This is a genomic window from Nocardia sp. NPDC049707, assembly GCF_040674855.1.
Taxonomy (GTDB): domain Bacteria; phylum Actinomycetota; class Actinomycetes; order Mycobacteriales; family Mycobacteriaceae; genus Nocardia.
Genome location: NZ_JBFANN010000033.1, coordinates 41,345 through 59,706, shown reverse-complemented (window position 1 = coordinate 59,706; position 18,362 = coordinate 41,345). Strand labels below are relative to the sequence as shown.

General features: G+C 65.9%; 20 protein-coding genes. 14 read left to right on the top strand and 6 right to left on the bottom strand.

Going from position 1 to position 18,362, the window contains the following annotated elements:
* Nucleotides 1-190: 190 nt before the first annotated feature.
* Complete coding sequence (locus AB0J29_RS25895) at nt 191-1,567, bottom strand: serine hydrolase domain-containing protein (RefSeq protein ID WP_364791354.1); 1,377 nt, start codon at nt 1,565-1,567, stop codon at nt 191-193.
* On the bottom strand, nt 1,564-1,812 hold the full coding sequence (locus AB0J29_RS25890; protein WP_364791351.1) for a hypothetical protein: 249 nt from the start codon (nt 1,810-1,812) through the stop codon (nt 1,564-1,566). The genes AB0J29_RS25895 and AB0J29_RS25890 overlap by 4 nt, the downstream gene beginning before the upstream one ends.
* 200 nt (nt 1,813-2,012) lie before the next feature.
* Between AB0J29_RS25890 and AB0J29_RS25885 the strand changes: the two genes are divergently transcribed.
* Complete coding sequence (locus tag AB0J29_RS25885; protein ID WP_364791348.1) at nt 2,013-2,936, top strand: helix-turn-helix domain-containing protein; 924 nt, start codon at nt 2,013-2,015, stop codon at nt 2,934-2,936.
* Between the two features lie 157 nt (nt 2,937-3,093).
* On the opposite strand, the gene AB0J29_RS25880 is transcribed toward AB0J29_RS25885, so the two are convergent.
* Entirely contained in the window at nt 3,094-3,786 is a 693-nt protein-coding gene (locus AB0J29_RS25880) for a pyridoxamine 5'-phosphate oxidase family protein (protein WP_364791345.1), read from the bottom strand.
* 82 nt (nt 3,787-3,868) lie between these two features.
* On the opposite strand from AB0J29_RS25880, the gene AB0J29_RS25875 reads away from it, so the two are divergent.
* Nucleotides 3,869-5,317, top strand: coding sequence for a PLP-dependent aminotransferase family protein (locus tag AB0J29_RS25875; RefSeq protein ID WP_364791342.1), 1,449 nt, complete (start codon nt 3,869-3,871; stop codon nt 5,315-5,317).
* On the opposite strand, the gene AB0J29_RS25870 is transcribed toward AB0J29_RS25875, so the two are convergent.
* On the bottom strand, nt 5,276-6,397 hold the full coding sequence (locus AB0J29_RS25870) for a lipase family protein (RefSeq protein WP_364791339.1): 1,122 nt from the start codon (nt 6,395-6,397) through the stop codon (nt 5,276-5,278). The two genes, AB0J29_RS25875 and AB0J29_RS25870, sit on opposite strands and share 42 nt — an antisense overlap.
* Before the next feature lie 101 nt (nt 6,398-6,498).
* Between AB0J29_RS25870 and AB0J29_RS25865 the strand changes: the two genes are divergently transcribed.
* The 7 genes from AB0J29_RS25865 to AB0J29_RS25835 all read left to right on the top strand — a co-directional run bounded on the left by AB0J29_RS25865 (nt 6,499) and on the right by AB0J29_RS25835 (nt 12,787).
* Entirely contained in the window at nt 6,499-7,137 is a 639-nt protein-coding gene (locus AB0J29_RS25865) for a TetR family transcriptional regulator (protein ID WP_364791336.1), read from the top strand.
* 87 nt (nt 7,138-7,224) lie between these two features.
* Nucleotides 7,225-7,878 carry a DUF5753 domain-containing protein gene (locus AB0J29_RS25860; protein ID WP_364791333.1) on the top strand — a complete coding sequence of 218 codons (654 nt, stop codon included), beginning with the start codon at nt 7,225-7,227 and terminating at the stop codon, nt 7,876-7,878.
* Nucleotides 7,871-8,089, top strand: coding sequence for a DUF397 domain-containing protein (locus AB0J29_RS25855; RefSeq protein ID WP_364791441.1), 219 nt, complete (start codon nt 7,871-7,873; stop codon nt 8,087-8,089). Before AB0J29_RS25860 ends, AB0J29_RS25855 begins: the two co-directional genes overlap by 8 nt.
* Nucleotides 8,090-8,331: 242 nt before the next feature.
* On the top strand, nt 8,332-9,489 hold the full coding sequence (locus AB0J29_RS25850) for a serine hydrolase domain-containing protein (RefSeq protein WP_364791330.1): 1,158 nt from the start codon (nt 8,332-8,334) through the stop codon (nt 9,487-9,489).
* Nucleotides 9,490-9,594: 105 nt separating this feature from the next.
* A complete protein-coding gene (locus AB0J29_RS25845; RefSeq protein ID WP_364791327.1) occupies nt 9,595-9,840 on the top strand; it encodes a DUF2630 family protein in 246 nt (81 codons plus the stop codon).
* Nucleotides 9,837-11,267, top strand: a complete 1,431-nt coding sequence (locus AB0J29_RS25840) for an NAD(P)/FAD-dependent oxidoreductase (protein WP_364791324.1) — start codon at nt 9,837-9,839, stop codon at nt 11,265-11,267. Before AB0J29_RS25845 ends, AB0J29_RS25840 begins: the two co-directional genes overlap by 4 nt.
* A 14-nt stretch (nt 11,268-11,281) precedes the next feature.
* Nucleotides 11,282-12,787, top strand: a complete 1,506-nt coding sequence (locus AB0J29_RS25835) for a carboxylesterase/lipase family protein (RefSeq protein WP_364791321.1) — start codon at nt 11,282-11,284, stop codon at nt 12,785-12,787.
* Nucleotide 12,788: 1 nt separating this feature from the next.
* Here AB0J29_RS25835 and AB0J29_RS25830 read toward each other — a convergent pair whose 3' ends face one another.
* Nucleotides 12,789-13,658 (bottom strand): DNA-formamidopyrimidine glycosylase family protein, encoded by an 870-nt coding sequence (locus AB0J29_RS25830; protein ID WP_364791318.1) that lies wholly within the window; start codon nt 13,656-13,658, stop codon nt 12,789-12,791.
* A 103-nt stretch (nt 13,659-13,761) separates the two neighbouring features.
* Nucleotides 13,762-14,502, bottom strand: coding sequence for a precorrin-6A synthase (deacetylating) (gene cobF / locus AB0J29_RS25825; RefSeq protein WP_364791314.1), 741 nt, complete (start codon nt 14,500-14,502; stop codon nt 13,762-13,764).
* A 42-nt stretch (nt 14,503-14,544) separates the two neighbouring features.
* On the opposite strand from cobF, the gene AB0J29_RS25820 reads away from it, so the two are divergent.
* From AB0J29_RS25820 to AB0J29_RS25800, 5 genes are all read left to right on the top strand, one after another.
* On the top strand, nt 14,545-15,351 hold the full coding sequence (locus tag AB0J29_RS25820; RefSeq protein ID WP_364791311.1) for a thymidylate synthase: 807 nt from the start codon (nt 14,545-14,547) through the stop codon (nt 15,349-15,351).
* A 41-nt stretch (nt 15,352-15,392) separates the two neighbouring features.
* Nucleotides 15,393-15,896 carry a dihydrofolate reductase gene (locus AB0J29_RS25815; protein WP_364791308.1) on the top strand — a complete coding sequence of 168 codons (504 nt, stop codon included), beginning with the start codon at nt 15,393-15,395 and terminating at the stop codon, nt 15,894-15,896.
* Nucleotides 15,897-16,099: 203 nt separating this feature from the next.
* Entirely contained in the window at nt 16,100-16,426 is a 327-nt protein-coding gene (locus AB0J29_RS25810; RefSeq protein ID WP_364791304.1) for a cupin domain-containing protein, read from the top strand.
* A 59-nt stretch (nt 16,427-16,485) separates the two neighbouring features.
* Entirely contained in the window at nt 16,486-17,514 is a 1,029-nt protein-coding gene (locus tag AB0J29_RS25805; protein ID WP_364791301.1) for a Dyp-type peroxidase, read from the top strand.
* Nucleotides 17,511-18,311 carry a family 1 encapsulin nanocompartment shell protein gene (locus AB0J29_RS25800; RefSeq protein WP_364791298.1) on the top strand — a complete coding sequence of 267 codons (801 nt, stop codon included), beginning with the start codon at nt 17,511-17,513 and terminating at the stop codon, nt 18,309-18,311. The genes AB0J29_RS25805 and AB0J29_RS25800 overlap by 4 nt, the downstream gene beginning before the upstream one ends.
* Nucleotides 18,312-18,362 lie beyond the last annotated feature (51 nt).

Here is an 18,362-nt window from a genome sequence, read left to right as displayed (position 1 = left end):
TCGCACACCCGGTGCGCACCTCGCACCGGGTGTGGAGGTGTTGCCGAACGTGCCGTGACAGCGCCGTCACAATCGAAGATCGGCTGGGTTGTGAGAACTACCCGAAGCTTGGGATCGACTGCGAGGCAATGGCGTTGGGGTCACGGCTCTTCGATAGCGTCGACGGTGAATCCGCACGATAGTTCACAGATCATCCCAGTCGTGGGTTCACCCGGCAGTTGGTGTGGAGGTATTGGGCGGCGCCGTTGGCGAAGTCGTAGATCGCGACTGTCTGGGTGTCCTCCAGCGGATCCGCCGGTGGCATCAGGAAATGTGTCTCGCTCACCGGCAGCAGTTCGTATCTGATGCGGTCTGGTTTCTGCAGCAACTCTGCCTGCATCGGGTCGAGGACCAAGGTCAGGTACAGCTTTTCGCCCTTCGCTGACACCTCGTACCGTGCGCCGGGTCGCCCGTAGACGCCTTCATACCTGGCCAGGTCGAGGTTCAGCGTCGGATCCGGTGCGGGCAGATCCGGGATGGTGACCGTGCCGAGGTCGGTCAGGATCTCGTTGAACACCTTGCGGTAGAAGCTTTCCCGCGGTCCGCCATTGGTCAGCATCGCGATGGCGGTATGGGAATCCAGCAGGAGCCGAAGCCGGGCGTTCTGGCCGATCGTGCTGCCGTCGGTGGCGTAGACGGTTTCGCCGCGCCAGTCACACACGATGAGTCCGAGCGCCCATTCCGGCCCGAACATGTACGGATCCGGTACCGGCACCCGCGAACTCGCCATCTCTCGGATGCTGTCTGCCGAGACGATGCGCTTCCCGTTCGGCGCCGTGCCGCTGGTGAGGAGGACGTGCGCCATCGCGAGCACTTCCGTGGTCGTCGAGGTGATGCCGCCGCCGGCCCCGAAGGCGCGCGGCAGGTGGTCCACCGGTGTGACGATGGGGCCTTCGTCCAGGGAAAAGATCAGGTGCCCGGTCGCGGCCCGAGTGTGGTCCACCTGCTCACGCCAACTGTTCGTGCTGGTCAGGCCCATGGGGTCGAAGAGGCGATCCCGCATGACGTCGTCCCAGCGTTTGTTGTCGATCACCTCCAGGATCCGAGCGAGGATGGCGTAGCCCAGCGCCGCGCTGTAACCGTGGGTGTAGCCCAGCGGGAAGACTTGGGGCGCGGTGGTGATGGTGTCCACCATGCGCTCATAGACGTCGTCGCCTTCACCGGGATCATCGAAGACTTCCTCGATGCCGTTGGCGTGGTACAGCAGGTGACGAGGGGTGACCTTGGCGCTTACCTCGGGATCGGCCACTGTGAAACCGGGCAGGTAGGTCCGCACCGGCGCGTCCAGATCGACCTTGCCTTCGTCGACGAGCTGCATGAAGGCCAGCGCGGTCCAGGTCTTGGTCATGGAGCCGCACTGGTAAATGGTGTCCGTTGTCGCGGGTTCCCGCGTTTCCACGTTCTTGACGCCGATCGCGAATTCGGCGATCTCTCCTTCGTGGAGCACACCGATCGCGGCGCTCGGAATGGCGTACTCCGTCAGGAGTTCGGCGACTCGGGCCTGAAGCCGCGGCACGTCGATCGTCATCGCGGGAGACCGACCGCGTTCGCGGCATCCGCTTCGAAATATTCGGTCGTGGCGTAGGTGCCGGCGTATGCCTCGACGAAGTCCCGAACATCCTCGACGGAGTCGTGGGTGATGATGTTCACCGCCTTGCCGCCATCTTTGCTCGCGACCGCCACCTTCCACTTGGCGCCCTTGGGGAGCTTGGCGTGCGCCTTCTTCAGGCCATCCCAGAACTTTTCGACGTCCGAGACGGTCGACACGGCCATCACATGCATCATGGTTTCCTCGCTGTCCAATATTTCCAGATAAGGAAAAGCTACGTTGCATTTTGTGATCCATCAACGCATCTACTATATAGAGCCAGGTAAATACGAAAATTGTTGCAACAGGATTGCGAATAAATGCAACCGCCTACTCTGTTCGTTGCAATGTACTGTTGATGAACGCAAGGAGAGGAGGTGCGCCGATGCCGGGAGGCAGACTGACCCATCGAGACCGTCGCCGAATCGCGGCCTGGCTGGCCGACGGGCTCGGGTACGCCGAGATCGGCCGTCGGCTCGGTCGGCCGACGTCGACGATCAGTCGCGAGGTCGCACGCAACACTGCGCCCGGTGACTACCTGGCCGACCACGCGCAGCAAGCCGCCGGCCACCGTGCCCGCCGACGCAAGCCGACACCACCCAGCGAGTCCGCGACCGACGCACAGCCGACCGAGATGGTGCGCGGCTTCGTGGACCAGTTCGCGACCCTGCTGGCAGCGACCGGACTGCCCCGGATGACCGCCCGAGTGTTCACCTGCGTGCTCACCGCCGACGCCGGCGGCCTGACGTCAGCCGACCTGGTGCACCGGCTACAGGTCAGCCCGGCATCGGTATCCAAGTCCATCGGTTACCTCGAAGGCATGAAACTGGTGGTGCGCCAACCGGACTCCGGTCGGCGCCGCGAGCGGTACGTCATCGACGACGACGTCTGGCTCCAGGCATGGCAGGCCGACACCGGCGCGCACCGCGAGATCGCGACCGCCACACGGCGGGGCATCGAGATCTTCGGTGCCGACACAACCGCCGGCGCCCGGCTCGACGCGATGGGCCAATTCTTCGGTCGACTCAGCGAGCAGATGAGCGGCAGCCCCCTCGCCGAGACCGCCGTGTACGACGCACTGACCGTGCTCGCCGCCCTCGTACACGCCGGCCGACCGCTCACCGTGGACACGCTGGCCACCGCGCTCGACTGGCCCCGAGACCGCGCCGTCGCCGCGCTGGACGCGATTCAACATCAACCAGCCATCGCCGATCCCTTTGTCCTGCAAGCCATCGGGCCCACGACGTACACCCTCATCGCGAGACCGGACCGCCTGAGCCCGGCACAACGCGAAGCACTGGAGAAATAGCTGCCGGCACGAAGCCGCCGCGTCCTGTGGCCGAGAGCGCGTCCGCGAGCTCGGCGATATGCGCGGATTGGTCGCGCGGACCGGCGAGGAGGCCCGACACATGGCGCGGCTCTGTGAGGTGCGCACTGGGCATATGCGGCGGCGGAGCGGGCATGGGTTACCGGGTGGGGAGCGTTGCCATCTCGGTTCGATCGAGTACATCCGGCGGAACCTCGATGCCCGGCTCTAGATCGTCCGAGGAGATCGGGGCATCCCAGACCTGACGCAAGGGCAGGACACCTGCCCAGACGCCGCCGGTTTCGATATCGGCGGCGTCGTCCTTGGGGCCACCGGTGCGGACCTTCACCGATGCCTCGGTCAGGTCGAGGGCGAGGACCATGGTGGCGGCCATTTCCTTTTTGTTCGGCGGCCGCACGCGATCCCACGCGCCCGGGGCGGAGTGTTCGACGATGACCCGCAGCGCGTGCCTGCGCTCATCGGGGTCGGTGAGTTCGACGGCACGACCGCGCACCACGGCCGAGCGGTAGTTGGTGGAGAAGTGCATGGCCGAGCGGGCGTAGACCATGCCGTCGACCAGGGTGACGGCGATGGAGATCTCGCCGGTCAGCGCCGCCCGCAGGTTTCCGGCGCCGGTCGAGCCGTGCAGGTACAGCGTGTCGCCGTCGCGGCCGTAAACGGTCGGGAGCACCACCGGACTGCCACCGAGCAGCACGCCGAGGTGGCAGACCAGGCCGGCGTCGAGGACCGCATCCAGTTCGGCCCGGTCGGCCCGGCCGCGCTCCTTGGAACGTGTCAGGGTGGTGCGTTGGGTCGGCGAAAGCGGCGGCCGAGAGCTGATGGACTTCGTCATACCTCTAGCGTGGAGCCGTAAGTGGCATTCCAGAATAGCCAATTCAGGGAAATTCGAACAGTCCAATTCGGGGAGGTGCGCGATGCTGGAGGAACTTCCGATCATCCTCGACCGCGGTGCCGACCAGCCATTATCGGTTCAGGTCGCGGCAGGACTGCGGGCCGCGGCCAGCAACGGACTCCTGCGTGCGGATGATCGACTCCCGTCGTCGCGCGAACTCGCCCAACGCCTCCGGGTGAGCCGCACGGTGGTCGCCGCGGCCTACGACCAACTACACGCCGAGGGTTGGATCGCGGGCCGCCGGGGCTCGGGCACCTACCTGACCACCGCCCCCGCCGAACCGCCCGCTCGACCGAGTACCCGCGACACCGCCGAGCAGGAACCGGACCTACTCGATCTCGGCCCCGGCGCACCGTGCATCGAGGCGATCGACCGGGCGGCCTGGCGGCGTGCCTGGCGTGCGGCCGCCGACGACTCCCCCGTTATCCGTAAGGATCGCGGCGGCGAACCGGAATACCGCGCGACGGTCGCCGAACACCTGCTACGCCACCGCGGCTTGGGCGCTGGCAGCAAGACCGTGGTGCTCGCGACGGCCGGAACCAGTTCGGCCGTAGGCGAACTCGCGACCGCCCTGCTGCGTCCCGGTGACGCCATTGCCATGGAAGATCCGGGCTATCAGCGGGCCGCGGGCGCATTCGTCGCGGCCGGCGTCCGGGTACTGCCGGTGCCGATCGATGCCGACGGTCTGCGCGTCGATCGACTGCCCGATGGCATCAAGGCCGTGTATTGCACTCCGGCGCACCAATTTCCACTCGGCACCCGCATGCAAGCGGCGCGGCGGGTACAGCTCGTCGAATTCGCCAGGCGTGCGGGCCTGCTCATCATCGAGGACGACTACGACGGCGAATTGCGCTACGACACCGCGCCTTTGCCACTGCTGGCGGCGATGGCCCCGGACGTCGTCGTCCATCTCGGCACCACGAGCAAGATCCTCACACCGACCTTGGGCACCGGCTGGCTCGTCGCCGCCCCGGATATCACCGAAGCTGTTATCGCGCATCGCGAGCGAACCGGTACCGGCCCGAGCCCGGTCGGCCAGCGCGTGCTCACCGCATTCGCCCGGCACGGCGATCTCGCCCGACACCTGCGCCGGCTGCGCCGCGCGGTGCCGCCGCGCCGAGCCCTGGTCGTGGCCGAGCTGCGCCGGCGCGGACTCGAAGTACTCGGCGACGATGCGGGTTCCCACGTGGTGGTGCCACTGGATTCGCTCGCGGCCGAACAGCGTGCCGTGGCAGCGGGCCGAGCACGCGGGGTGGCGCTCGACGGACTGTCCCGCCACCACCTTGCCGCACAACAACATCCACTCGCCACGGCGGCTGGTCCGCACACCTTCGGCATCGCACTCGGCTACACCGCACTGAGCTGGGCCGAGTTGAGCACCGCCATTCCGATTGCCGGAGACTGCCTTACGCAGCCCCAGGTGCTGATTTCAGCCGAACAATCGGGCGACGAAGGGCATGCTGTCCGGTAGCGAACCCGCGACGGTCGCACTGTGGTCCAGGCCGGGGTAGACGTGGACCTCGGGCCGGACGCCATTGGCTTGAAGATCGGCGACCAGTTTCGCGGTCAACGGCGCGGGCACATCGGTGTCATTGGTGCCCTGGCCGATGAAGAGCGGGCGGTCGTATCCGGTCATCGGCACATCCATGATCGGACGGGCAGTCGCGGCGAAGTCACCTTCCGAAAGCGGCCGGGAGAACAGCTGATCCAGGGTGATGCCCTCGGCGCGCTGGGCCAGCGGCGTGAAGCACAGCGTCCGGGCCGCATCGACCAACTCCTTACCGACGGGTGTGAGGTAGCTGTCCAAGTCGAAGTCCGGACGTGCCGCCTGTAAACCGTTCATCACATATGTCGCGTACGCGGTCAGGTGCGACGACCTGAGCGCCGGTGTCGACGGTCCGACCAGCATGGCCGCGTCGACGATATTCGAAGCGGGACCGGTGGCGACCGCACCGCGGTAGTCGAGTTCGGGGGCATACTTCGTGGCCAGCGACGCGGTGAACACCGCGGCCCCGCCGCCCTGGGACTGACCGATGGCCACCCATTTCGACGCGAGCGAATCGTCGACGGCGCGGGCGGCGCGCACCATATCGATCGCGGCATGCGCCTCGGCCCGACTATCGAGATAGGCATGCACACCGGGTGTGCCGAGGCCGATGTAATCGGTGGCCACGATGGCATAACCCTGCCGTAGCCAGGTGCCCAGATAGTTCTGGTCGCGCTCGGACCGGCCCGTCGTCGACGGTGCGCAATCGTCGCCGACGCCGACGGTCCCGTGCTCCCAGGACAGCACCGGCCAGCCGCCGAGTGGGGGTGCACCCGCCGGGATGAAGATCGCGCCGGTCGACTGGGCGGGGCGATTGTCGGAGTCGCTGGTCCAATAGGTGAGTCGCCGCGCCGATCCGGTGCCCGCGAGCCACAGATCCGATGGCAGCGCCTCGTCGCGCACCACTGTTCCCGGTGCTGGTTCGACCGGATCCGCCTGCGCGGTGGCGACCCATGGTCCGGCCAGCATGGCCGCGGTGGCCAGGGTGATCAGTGTGCGACGCATCGACACTATTCCTCTCACTCGGAGTTGCTGTCTCATTGAGACACTTCAGTGAGACTAGACTAGAAAGTGTCACTTTGAGACAGATATGTTCGGGAGGGCGCATGGAGCCGAGCGGTCTGCGCGAGCAGGAGAAGGCCCGGGTGCGCCGGGAACTGATCGATGCCGCGCTACGCCTGTTCGAGCGGCAGGGTTTCGAACAGACCACAGTGCAGCAGATCGCCGACGCCGTGCAGGTTTCGCGGCGCACCTTCCACCGGCACTTCCCGTCCAAGATGGCCGTGGTGTTCGCGCACGAGGAAGATCTGATGGCGCAACTGCTTTCGGCACTGGAACGCCGACCGGTCACCGAATCCGCGCTCACCGCAATGCGTTCGGCGATCCAGGAGCTATTGCTCGACAAATCCGAAGCGGCGCTGCGCCGCCATCAGGCCGATACCGCCCGCCGCGCCCGCCACCTGCTGGTCACCAATCCCGAACTGCGCCAGGAGAATTTCACCGGGGCCATGAGCCGCAAACATGCCCTCGCCCAATTCCTCGCCAAGCGATCCGGTCTGCCCGAATCCGATCTGCGCCCGCAACTGGTCGCCGCCACCTGCTTCGCCGCCTTCGGCGTCGGCCTCGACAATTGGATGCTCGGCACCGACCATTCGATCGCGGCGCTGTACGAAATCCTGGACGGCATCGTGGCCGCACTGCAGCGAGGTATAGATATACCGGCGACCGATACCGGATCGCACTAACCATTCGGATCGCCGGTGCGGTCGTAGCATAGTCCCCATGACCGAATCGGCGTCGCACTCAGCTACACCGCACTGAGCTGGGCCGAGTTGAGCACCGCCATTCCGATTGCCGGCGAGAAGACTTGGTACAACACCTTCAATGACTTGATCCGCCAGAACCTTGACGTGTACATGCGGCTGGAAACAGATGCGCACGCCATGGAGATCTTTCGGCCCGACCTGGTGCCCGGTCTATTTCAGACGGCCGACTATGCCCGCGCACTCAATCGGATCTACTTCCCCAAGGACTCCGAGGAGGAGCAGGATCGTCGAATCGAGCTGAAGTTGCAGCGCCAGAAGATCATTACGCGCAAGAAGTCGCCGATCAGCGTCGATCTGATACTGCATGAGTCGGCGCTGCGCTCGATGGTTGGCAACGAAGTGGTCATGGCGGCCCAGCTACGACATCTCGCCGATCTCAGCACCAGGCCGAACATCTCAATCCGCATACTGCCGTTCAGGGCAGGTTTCCCACTCGGAATGGCGGTAGGCCCGTTCGTCATTTTGGACTTCAAGCCCGACATAAAGGGGGTAGCCGATCCGACTGTGATTTATGTCGAGAACTTCACCGGTGATGCGTACCTTGAAGGAGAGTCGGATGTCGACAAGTACCGTAAGGCGTTCGCGACAATCCAGCACGCTGCGCTGGATGTGGTGGCCAGCAGGGCCCTGCTGCGGCAGGTGGCAAGAAGGGATTCGTGAAAGTGGACAACAACCGCCTGGTGGGGCTAAGTGGTTCAAGAGCACCCGCAGTGCCGGGAACTCGGAGTGCGTCGAGGTCGCATTCCTCGATGAGGGCATGGTCGGAGTTCGGGATTCGAAGAATCCGGCTGGCCTCGCACTCGTCTTCACCCCCGGCGCATGGGACGCCTTCACGGCAGGCGTTTCCGACGGCGAGTTCGACCGCGCGTAGTCCCCGGCAAGAGCAGAGCATCAGGCCCGGTCCGAATCTTTCGGATCGGGCCTTTTCGTGTCCGCAGAACTGGCTGCTTCGGAGCCCCCAGTGAAAACAGCCAGTCCAAGCTTGATGCAGCCGCCCGCAACAGCTCGCTGTAGCGGCGTGCGGCCCTGAGGGCTCACTCAGGGGCAATCCCCAGGGCGGGGTGAGACCTGAGGGCGATGCGGGGCCCGGTGCGGCCGTGTCACCGTGCAGGTATGACTTCGCTGAGGGTTCGGCGGATCGTGGCGGGCGGGGTCGCCGCGATGTTCGCCCTGACAGCCTGCGATTCGGGGACGGATTCCGCTGCGCCGCGACAACTTTCCGACAGTGATCGGGCCGCGGTGCGGCACGCGCTGGAGGCGGCGGTGGCGACGGGCCTGGCCGGCGTGCAGGTGGTCGTCACTGAGGACGGCCGGGACTGGACCGCCTCGGCGGGCGTCGGGAACACCGAGTCGGGGGCGGTGTTCCCGGACAATGCTGTCGTCCGGGTCGGCAGCAACACCAAGGCTTTCGTCGCCACGGCGATGATGCAGCTGGTGGCCGCGGGGACGGTCGAGCTGGACGCGCCGGTGGAGCGGTACCTGCCCGGGGTGGTGCGCGGCGAGGGCATCGACGGCAACCGCATCACTGTGCGAAACCTCATGCAGCACACCAGCGGTTTGCCCGAATACCTGGAGTTACCGGAACTCGACGTCGACTACGACGTGATGCTGACCCAGCATCACGATGCCGCCGATCTGGTGCAGCGCGCGCTGTCGACCATGCCCGCGCATTTCCCGCCGGGGGCGAAGGCCGAATACAGCAACACCAACTATCTGCTGGTGGGGATGGTGCTGGAACGGGTCACCGGGCATCCCGTCGCCGAGGAGGTCACCCGCCGGGTCATCGAGCCACTTGGGTTGCGCCACACCTATTTTCCGGCCACCGGTGACCTCGATCTGCGGGATCCGCACCCGCAGGGCTACGAACCCGACAACGGCAAACGCGTCGATGTCACGCGACTGGACACCACCTGGGCGGGAGCAGCCGGCGCGCTGGTCTCCACGGGCGGCGACCTGAATCGGTTCTTCACCGCGCTGCTCGCCGGAAAACTGGTTCAGCCGACGCAATTGGCGCAGATGCAGCGCGACACCAAACCACTCACGAACCGGCCCGCCGGTATCGACTACGGTCTCGGCCTGGCCCGGCTGGCGGTGCCGTGCGACGCCCAGGTGTGGGGGCACGGCGGTTCCATCCCGGGCTTCCGCACCACCGACGGGGTGACGGCGAAGGGCCGCGCGGTGACCGTGGTGGCCAATCAGCGGCCCACCGATCCCACGTCCACCTCGGCGCTACAGCATGTGTTCGACACCGCGGTGTGCGCGGCATCGTGACCCAGCTCTGGGTCGATTTGTGCTTCCGCCGGATTCCGCGCCGCCGCTCCCTCCCCGATTCCCGAAGGATCGTGACCGCGCCAACGCGGTCGTAGCATAGTCCCCATGACCGAACAGGACATCCTGGCCCGCATCAAGAAATTGGTCGATCGCGAGCACGAATTGCGGTCCAAGGCGACCGCTGGTGCGGTCGATCCGGTGCTCGAGCGGCAGCAGCTCGCCGAACTGGAAGTAATGCTCGATCAGGCCTGGGATCTGCTGCGACAGCGCCGGGCGCGGATCGATGCCGGTACCACGCCAGATGAGGCGCAGCAGAACCCGGCCCGCCAGGTCGAGGGTTATCTCCAGTGACCGCCGATTCCGCGGCCGAATACGACGTCATCGTGATCGGCGGTGGGCCCGCCGGTGAGAACGCCGCCGCCTACGCGATCGCGGGCAGTGACCGCACGGCCGTCATCGTGGAGCGGGAACTGGTCGGCGGTGAATGTTCGTATTGGGCGTGCATACCGAGCAAGGCGCTACTGCGACCGGCCCACGTGCTGTCCGGCGCCAAGGCCATGGCCGGAATCACCGCGAGCGGCCTCGATGTCGACGCGGTGTTGCGGCGGCGCGACGCCTTCACGCATAACCACGACGACCGCTCGCAGGTCGACTGGGCCACCGACAATCGCATCGCGGTGGTCCGCGGGACGGGGCGGCTCGTTGGCGAACGACTCGTCGAGGTCGGCGGCCGACAGCTGCGCGCCCGCCACGCGGTGGTGCTGGCCACCGGCTCCAAGGCCGCGGTTCCCGACGTGCCCGGATTGCGCGACGCGCTGCCGTGGATTTCCCGGGATGCGACCAATCTGCATGAGGTGCCACGCCGGGTGGTGATCGTCGGCGGCGGTGTGGTCGCGTGTGAGGCGGCTACCTGGCTCGCTGCGCTCGGCGCGGAGGAGATCACCATGCTGGTCCGCGGCGATGCCTTGCTCGGCAATGCCGAACCGTTCGCGGGCGCACGCGTGACCGCGGCACTGTCCGAAGCCGGTGTTCGGATTCGATTCGGCACCCAACCGACTCGGGTGACCCGCGTCGATGCGAAGGACTCCGGCGAGGGCTGGATTCATGGCGGTCCGGTGACCGTCGAGATCGGGCAGAGCGAGATCGAGGCCGACGAGATCGTGGTGGCCGCCGGGCGCGGGCCCGCGACCGCGGAACTCGGCCTGAGCTCGGTCGGGCTCGCCGACGGCTATGTCGACGTGGACGACCGGTTGACGGTTCTGGACATCGACGGCGACTGGCTGTACGCGGTCGGCGATGTGAATCACCGGGCCGCGCTGACACACATGGGGAAATACCAGGCCAGGGTGTGTGGTGATGTCATTGCCGCACGGGCCGAGGGGCGTGCGCTCGCGGATGCGCGATACGCGGCGACGGCCGACCACGGACAGGTGCCGCAGGTGATTTTCACCGCACCGGAAGTCGCATCCGTCGGGCGTACCGAGGCAGCGGCGCGTAAAGCGGGCTATGCGGTCGACACCGTCGAGCTGGATATCGCGGTCGCCGGATCGTCGCTGGCCCGCGACGACTACGCGGGGCGGGCGAAGATCGTCATCGATACCGCGACCGACACGCTGCTCGGCGCCACTTTCGTCGGCCCGGGGGTCGGCGAGCTGATCCACGCGGCGACCATCGCTGTGGTCGGCAGGGTGCCGCTGGCCGCGTTGTGGCACGCAGTGCCAGCCTATCCAACGGTGAGCGAGTTCTGGTTGCGTCTGTTGGAGGCCCACCGCGCGTAGTTACCATCGGAAAGATGTCTGATATCACGACCGCCGATGGAGTTGTCCGCGGCTACCGCGGCCGTCGCGTGCTGCGCTGGCGCTCCCTGCCCTATGCCGCCGCACCGGTCGGCGACCTGCGATTTCGCGCGCCGGAGCCGGTGACGCCGTGGACCGGTGTCCGCGAGGCGACCACATTCGGGTTCGCTGCGATGCAGCATCGGTCCGGTGCCAGGATCGGGCCGCGCCGGTATCAGCCGACCAGTGAAGACGCGCTGACACTCAATGTCGTCGCACCGATCGAACCATCGTCGACACCCCGGCCCGTGCTGGTGTTCATTCACGGCGGCGGATATCAGATCGGCACCTCGGCGCTCGGTCTGTATTCCGGTGCGCGACTGGCGGTCGGCGGCGATGTGATCGTGGTGTCGCTGAACTACCGGCTCGGTGCGTTCGGCTATGTCGATTTCGGTGAATTCAGCACGCCCGAACGACCTTTCGACAGCAACCTCGGGCTGCGCGATCAGGTCGCGGCATTGGAATGGGTACAGCGCAATATCGCCGCATTCGGCGGGGATCCGGGCAATGTCACTATTTTCGGCGAATCCGCCGGCGCCCATGCGGTACTCGCGCTGCTGGCCACACCGGCGGCCAAGGGACTATTCCACCGCGGCATCGCACAGAGCCCGCCCGCCGATTGGGGCATGAGCGCCGAGGATGGGCGCGCGTTTGCCCGCCGATGCATAGACGCGCTCGGCGCCACACCGGATACCGCGGCCAAAGCCCTGATCACCGCCGGTGCCAATGACATTCGGCGGGCTGTCGACAGGACCAGCGATAAGGTTTGGCGGGAGCGCCCCGGACTGTACCCCGTCGCGCCGGTCGTGGACGGCGAATATCTGCCGCAGTCCCCCATCGATGCGATCACCAGCGGTGCCGCACAACAGGTTCCACTCATCATCGGCACCAATCGCGATGAGGGCACCTTGTTCGCGAAATTCGCCGATGAACTGCCGACCACCCCGGACCGCCTGCATGCCCTGCTCACCCGGGCCGGTGGCGCGGAACTCGAATCCCGAGTCATAGCGGCCTATCCGGGCTATCCGGATGCGAAGGTCGCCGTTCGTGCCGGTGGTGATTATGTGTTCTGGCGGCCCTCGGTCACCGTCGCGGCCGGGCACAGTCGCTATGCCCCGACCTATGCCTACCGTTACGACTTCGCTCCGCGCGCACTGCGGCTCGCAGGAATCGGCGCGACCCATGCCACCGAGCTGATCCCGGTCTTCGGCGCGGGCAATTCGCCGATCGGCCGGGCCTTGACCGTCGCGGGTGGGCGGCGCGGACTGCTCTCGGTCACCCAGCAGTTCCAGGACAATTGGCTCGCATTCGCGCGGACCGGCCGACCGCTCCCCTCCTGGCCCGCCTATACCGAAGACCGGCGCACGACGCTGATCATCGATGAGATCACCCGGTTGGAGAATGATCCGGACCAGGCCAAACGGATTGCCTGGCAAGGAATCCGGGTGCCTACCTTGATCTGACCTACTTCAATAGGCGTGACATGCGGCGGTCGGCGAGTACCTTCCCGCCGGTCTGGCAGGTCGGGCAGTACTGGAACGAGCGCTCGGCGTAGGAAACCTCGCGGACGATGTCGCCGCATACCGGGCACGGCAGTCCGGCGCGGGCGTGTACCCGCATGCCGGAACGCTTTTCGCCCTTGAGGCGGGCGGCATCCTGCCCGACGGAACGCCGCACGGCGTCGGTGAGCACCGAGCGCATGGCCTCGTACAGCACCGAAATGGTCTCCGCCGACATGGTTTTGGTAGTGGCGAAGGGCGAGATCTTGGCGGTGTGCAGGATCTCGTCGGAGTAGGCATTGCCGATTCCGGCGAGCAGGGACTGGTCGACAATCGCGGTCTTGATGCGTTGCGATGCGCCGTGCAGGATCTCGCCGAATTGCTCCTCGGTCACCTCGAGGGCGTCGGGGCCGAGGCGCGCGATGCCTGGCACGAGTTTCGGATCGTCGACGATATACACCGCGAGTCGTTTCTTGGTGCCCGCCTCCGTCAGGTCGAATGCGGGCGTCATGCCCTCGGGGGTGAAGAAGTGCACCCGTAATGCGAGCGGGCTCTTGCCGCCCGGTTTGGGTGGTGTCTGGCTCGGCTCATCGATCCAGCGCAACCAGCCGCCGCGCGACAGATGAGTGATCAACCAGAGCCCGTCGCACTCCAGCCCGAGAAATTTCCCCCACCGGCCCGCCCCGGTCACATCGCGGCCGGACAGCGCCGTAACCGGCGGATCGAACGTCTTGACCGCACTCAGGGCCGCCACATCGACACGCCCCACCACGGCGCCGACGGCGTGCTCCCGCAGGAACTGCGCCAACGCCTCCACTTCCGGTAGCTCGGGCACGCCCTCACGCTACCCGGCCCCACCGACACGATGGATCAAGATCAGGTGGAAGTTGTGGAGGGGCTTCTCGGGGGATGCCGCCATAGATTCCACCTGATCTTGATCAGGAACCTGGGCGCAGGAGGTATACGTCCATGATCCAACCTTTTTCGGTACGCAAGTGGGTGCGCCGCTCGAGGATCTCTTGCTCGACCTTGCGCAGTGGGCCCTCGATTACTATTTCGTCGGGCATGCCCAGATATGCACCCCACCAGATGTGCACATCATTACCGGGCACCTCGGTGAACGAACAGTCGCCATCGAGCATCACCACGGTCGAGCCGCTGAGCCCGTCCTCGCGCAGTCGACGCCCGGTGGTGACGTGCACCGGCTCGCCGATGCGGTGCAGCACCATCCGATGCCGAGCGGCCAATGCCTGCACGCTGGTGACGCCTGGAATCACCTCGTAATCGAAGCTCAGCGCCCCGCGATCGAGCACCCGCTCGACCATGCGCAGTGTGCTGTCGTAGAGCGACGGATCACCCCAGACGAGAATGCCGCCGACACCGTCGACCCGCGCGAACGCATCTTCCAGCAGCGCCGAACGGCGATCGTGCCAATCCTCGACAACGCCCTGGTAGTCGGCGGGATCCCGGTCGCGCGGCGGATCGGCGATCTGCACGATGCGGTACGGGTGATCGAGATGTTCGGCGAGGATCGCCGTGCGCACGTCGACCAACTCCTGTTTCTCGCCCCCCTTTCCGATCACGAAAAACACCTCGACCTGCCGCATTGCCTTGATCGCCTGCACCGTCACCTGGTCCGGATCCCCGGCACCGATGCCGATCACATAGAGCTTGCGCATGGCTCGAGCTTGCCAGGCACGACATGGGTAAGCTCGCCAGACGTGGCCAATAACGCTGACACCCAGTACGAGGACCTGCTGCGACTGGTCCTGGAGTCCGGCACCGCGAAGGCGGATCGCACCGGCACCGGCACCCGCAGCATCTTCGGCCATCAGCTGCGCTACGACCTCGCCGCGGGGTTTCCGCTGATCACCACCAAAAAGGTGCATCTGAAGTCGATCGTCTACGAATTGCTATGGTTCCTGCGCGGCGATTCCAATGTGGCCTGGCTGCATGAGCACGGCGTCTCCATCTGGGACGAATGGGCGGACCGCCACGGTGAACTCGGCCCGGTCTACGGCGTGCAATGGCGGTCCTGGCCCACACCGAACGGCACCCATATCGACCAGATCGCCGAAGTGCTGCACACGCTGCGCACCAATCCGGATTCCCGGCGCATCATCGTCTCGGCCTGGAACGTGGCCGAACTCGACAAGATGGCATTGGCGCCATGCCACGCGTTCTTCCAGTTCTATGTGGCCGACGGCAAGCTGTCCTGCCAGCTCTATCAGCGCAGCGCGGACCTGTTCCTCGGCGTGCCGTTCAATATCGCCAGCTATGCCCTCCTCACGCACATGGTCGCGCAGCAGACCGAGTTGGCACCCGGTGATTTCATCTGGACCGGCGGCGACTGCCATATCTACGACAACCATGTCGAGCAGGTCACCGAACAGCTGACCAGACAGCCCTACCCGTTCCCGACATTGAACCTACGGCCCGCGCCGACGCTGTTCGATTACACCTACGAAGATGTGGAAGTGGTCGGCTACCAACACCATCCGGCGATCCAGGCACCGGTCGCGGTATGAACGCAGCATCGCGTAGCGATTCGGTGCGGGGTGGTGCTCGGGTGACGGGAGGGCGTGACCGCACCATCGGTCTGATCTGGGCACAGACTCCGGACGGGGTGATCGGCTTCGAGAACACCATCCCCTGGCGCCTGCCCGAGGATATGGCGAACTTCAAGGCCGTCACCATGGGGCATCCGGTCATCATGGGTCGGCGCACCTGGGACTCCCTGCCGCCCAAATTCCGCCCGCTCGACGGCCGCCGCAATATCGTGGTGACCCGCCGGCCGGACTGGTCGGGTGTGGGTGCCGAACGCGCCGCATCGCCGACCGAAGCCATGGCGATGACAACACCACAGGACATCTGGATCATCGGCGGCGGCGAAATCTACCGAGCCGCCATGGATTTCGCGACCGACCTGTTGGTTACCGAGGTGGATACCGCCGTCGACGGTGACGCCTACGCACCCGTCATCGGCCCCGAATGGCACGCCGACGATACCGAGCCGTGGCGCGAGTCCAAGTCCGGCCTGCGCTTCCGGATTCGTCGCTACACCCGTCAGTAAGCCAACTATTTCGCAAACTTTCCTTATCGCGCGTTCGCCGCCCACACGACACCCTTCTCGTACCGGCCCGCATTGAACGCACGGCATACCGGCGAGGCGACCAAACCGGACACACATCACCCGCCATTCGGGCATACTCCTGGATATCAGCCCATGTCACCAGCTCTGATCCGGCTGATATGCATCTGCGAAAGGCGGTGTCCATGGACAAGAAATCGCTGACTGCGGTAGCGCGCCAACAATTGAAGTTGGCCGCCACCGCCACGAGCGGGCGCAGTTCGCAAACCATTTATGGTGGTCACGCCCATGCGCTCCGGCAGACGGTGGTCGGTCTATCGGCGGGCCAGAGCCTGGCCGAACACGATAATGCGGGTGAGGCCACCCTGCTGGTGCTCAGCGGCACACTGACCTTGCTCAGCGGCACCAACGAGTGGAAGGGCTCGGCCGGAGACCTGCTGGTCGTGCCAAGGGCGCGGCACAGCGTCAAGGCCGTGGACGATGTCGCATTCCTGCTGACAGTCGCCAAGTAGTAGCCGACGGGCCGCACCGCATGGCCGGTTTGCCGGTGCCGGGCCCTAGGGTGGAGCGCATGAGTGCGCCGCAGCCGATCCTCGAACCGCTCACACCGGCCGCGATCTTCCTCGTCGCCACCATCGACGAGGGCGGCGAAGCGACGGTGCGCGACCTGCTCGCCGATCTTCCCGGGTTACGCCGTTCGGTCGGCTTTCGGCTGCCCGGCGCGGGGCTGACCTGCGTCACATCGATCGGGTCGACCGCGTGGGATCGCCTCTTCGCGGGACCGCGACCGGCCGAATTGCATGTGCTGCCCGAATTCGTCGGCGCGCACCACAGCGCACCGACCACGCCGGGAGATCTGCTCTTCCACATCAAATCCGAAAGCCAGGACGCCTGCTTCGAATTGGCGATGACCATCGGTCACCGGCTCGAAGGCGCGGTCACCATTGTCGATCAGACCGTCGGCTTCCGGTATTTCGAGCAGCGTGATCTGCTCGGCTTCGTGGACGGTACCGAGAATCCGGAGGGCACCGCGGCCGTCGATGCGGCCGTCATCGGCGATGCGGACCCCGACTTCGCGGGCGGCAGCTATGTCATCGTGCAGAAGTATTTGCACACGATGGCGCAATGGCGGGCGCTCTCAGTCGAGGAGCAGGAGCGGGTGATCGGACGCACCAAACTCGACGATTTCGAGCTCTCCGATGCGGATAAGCCCGCGAATTCACATGTCGCGGTCAACACTGTCACCGACGCCGACGGCACCGAACGAAAGATCCTGCGCGCCAATATGCCCTTCGGCAGCGTCAAGGACGGCGAATTCGGCACGTATTACATCGCCTACGCGGCCAGCCCGAGCATTACCGAAACCATGCTGTCCCGGATGTTCGTCGGGACGGCGGAGGCGGCCTATGACCGGATCCTGGACTTCTCCATCGCGGTGACCGGCACGCTGTTCTTCACACCGCCGCTCGACTTCTTCGACGACCTCCCCGACGCACCCGAGGTCGCCGCGACCGCGCTCGCGGAATCTCTATCGCCGAATCGTGTTGGCAGCAACGGTTCTCTGGGTATTGGCACGTTGAAAAGGAGCACGCAGTCATGAATAACCTCCATCGCGAACTCGCGCCGATCACCGCCGAGGCATGGGAGGCCATCGAACACGAGGCGACGCGCACCTTCAAGCGCCATATCGCCGGTCGCCGGGTGGTCGATCTGTCCGGACCGCATGGCACCGACTACTCCGCGGTCGGCCTCGGCCGCACCACCGTCATCACCGCGCCGGATGAGGGTGTGCAGGCCCGCCAGCGCGTGGTCGCACCGCTGGTCGAGTTGCGGGTGCCGTTCACGTTGTCGCGCGAGGAACTCGACGATGTCGAGCGCGGTGCGCAGGACACCGATCTGGATGCGGTCAAGGAAGCGGCGCGCAAGATCGCCTTCGCCGAGGACCGGGCGATTTTCGAGGGCTATCGGGCCGCGAATATTACCGGCATTCGGGCGAGTTCGTCCAATTCCCCGATCACACTGCCCAGCGATCCGCGACTGGTGCCGGAGTCCGTCGCCCAGGCGCTGAGCGCGCTGCGGTTGGCGGGCGTCGACGGTCCGTATTCGGCGCTGTTGAGCGCGGATCTGTACACGGCGGTCAGTGAGACCTCCGATCACGGTCACCCGATCCGCACCCATATAGAACGCCTCCTCCCGGACGGCGAGATCATCTGGGCCCCGGCCATCGACGGTGCGTTCGTGCTGACCACGCGCGGCGGCGACTTCGATCTACAGCTCGGCCAGGACCTCTCCATCGGCTACCTGACCCACGACGCGCAATCGGTGCAGCTCTACTTCCAGCAGAGTCTGCAGTTCCTCGTCTACACCCGTGAGGCGGCGGTCGCGCTGGCGTCCTGAGCTGTCGTCGGAGATATTGAGGAACCCGCCCGCGTCGGGAAGCCACCGGTC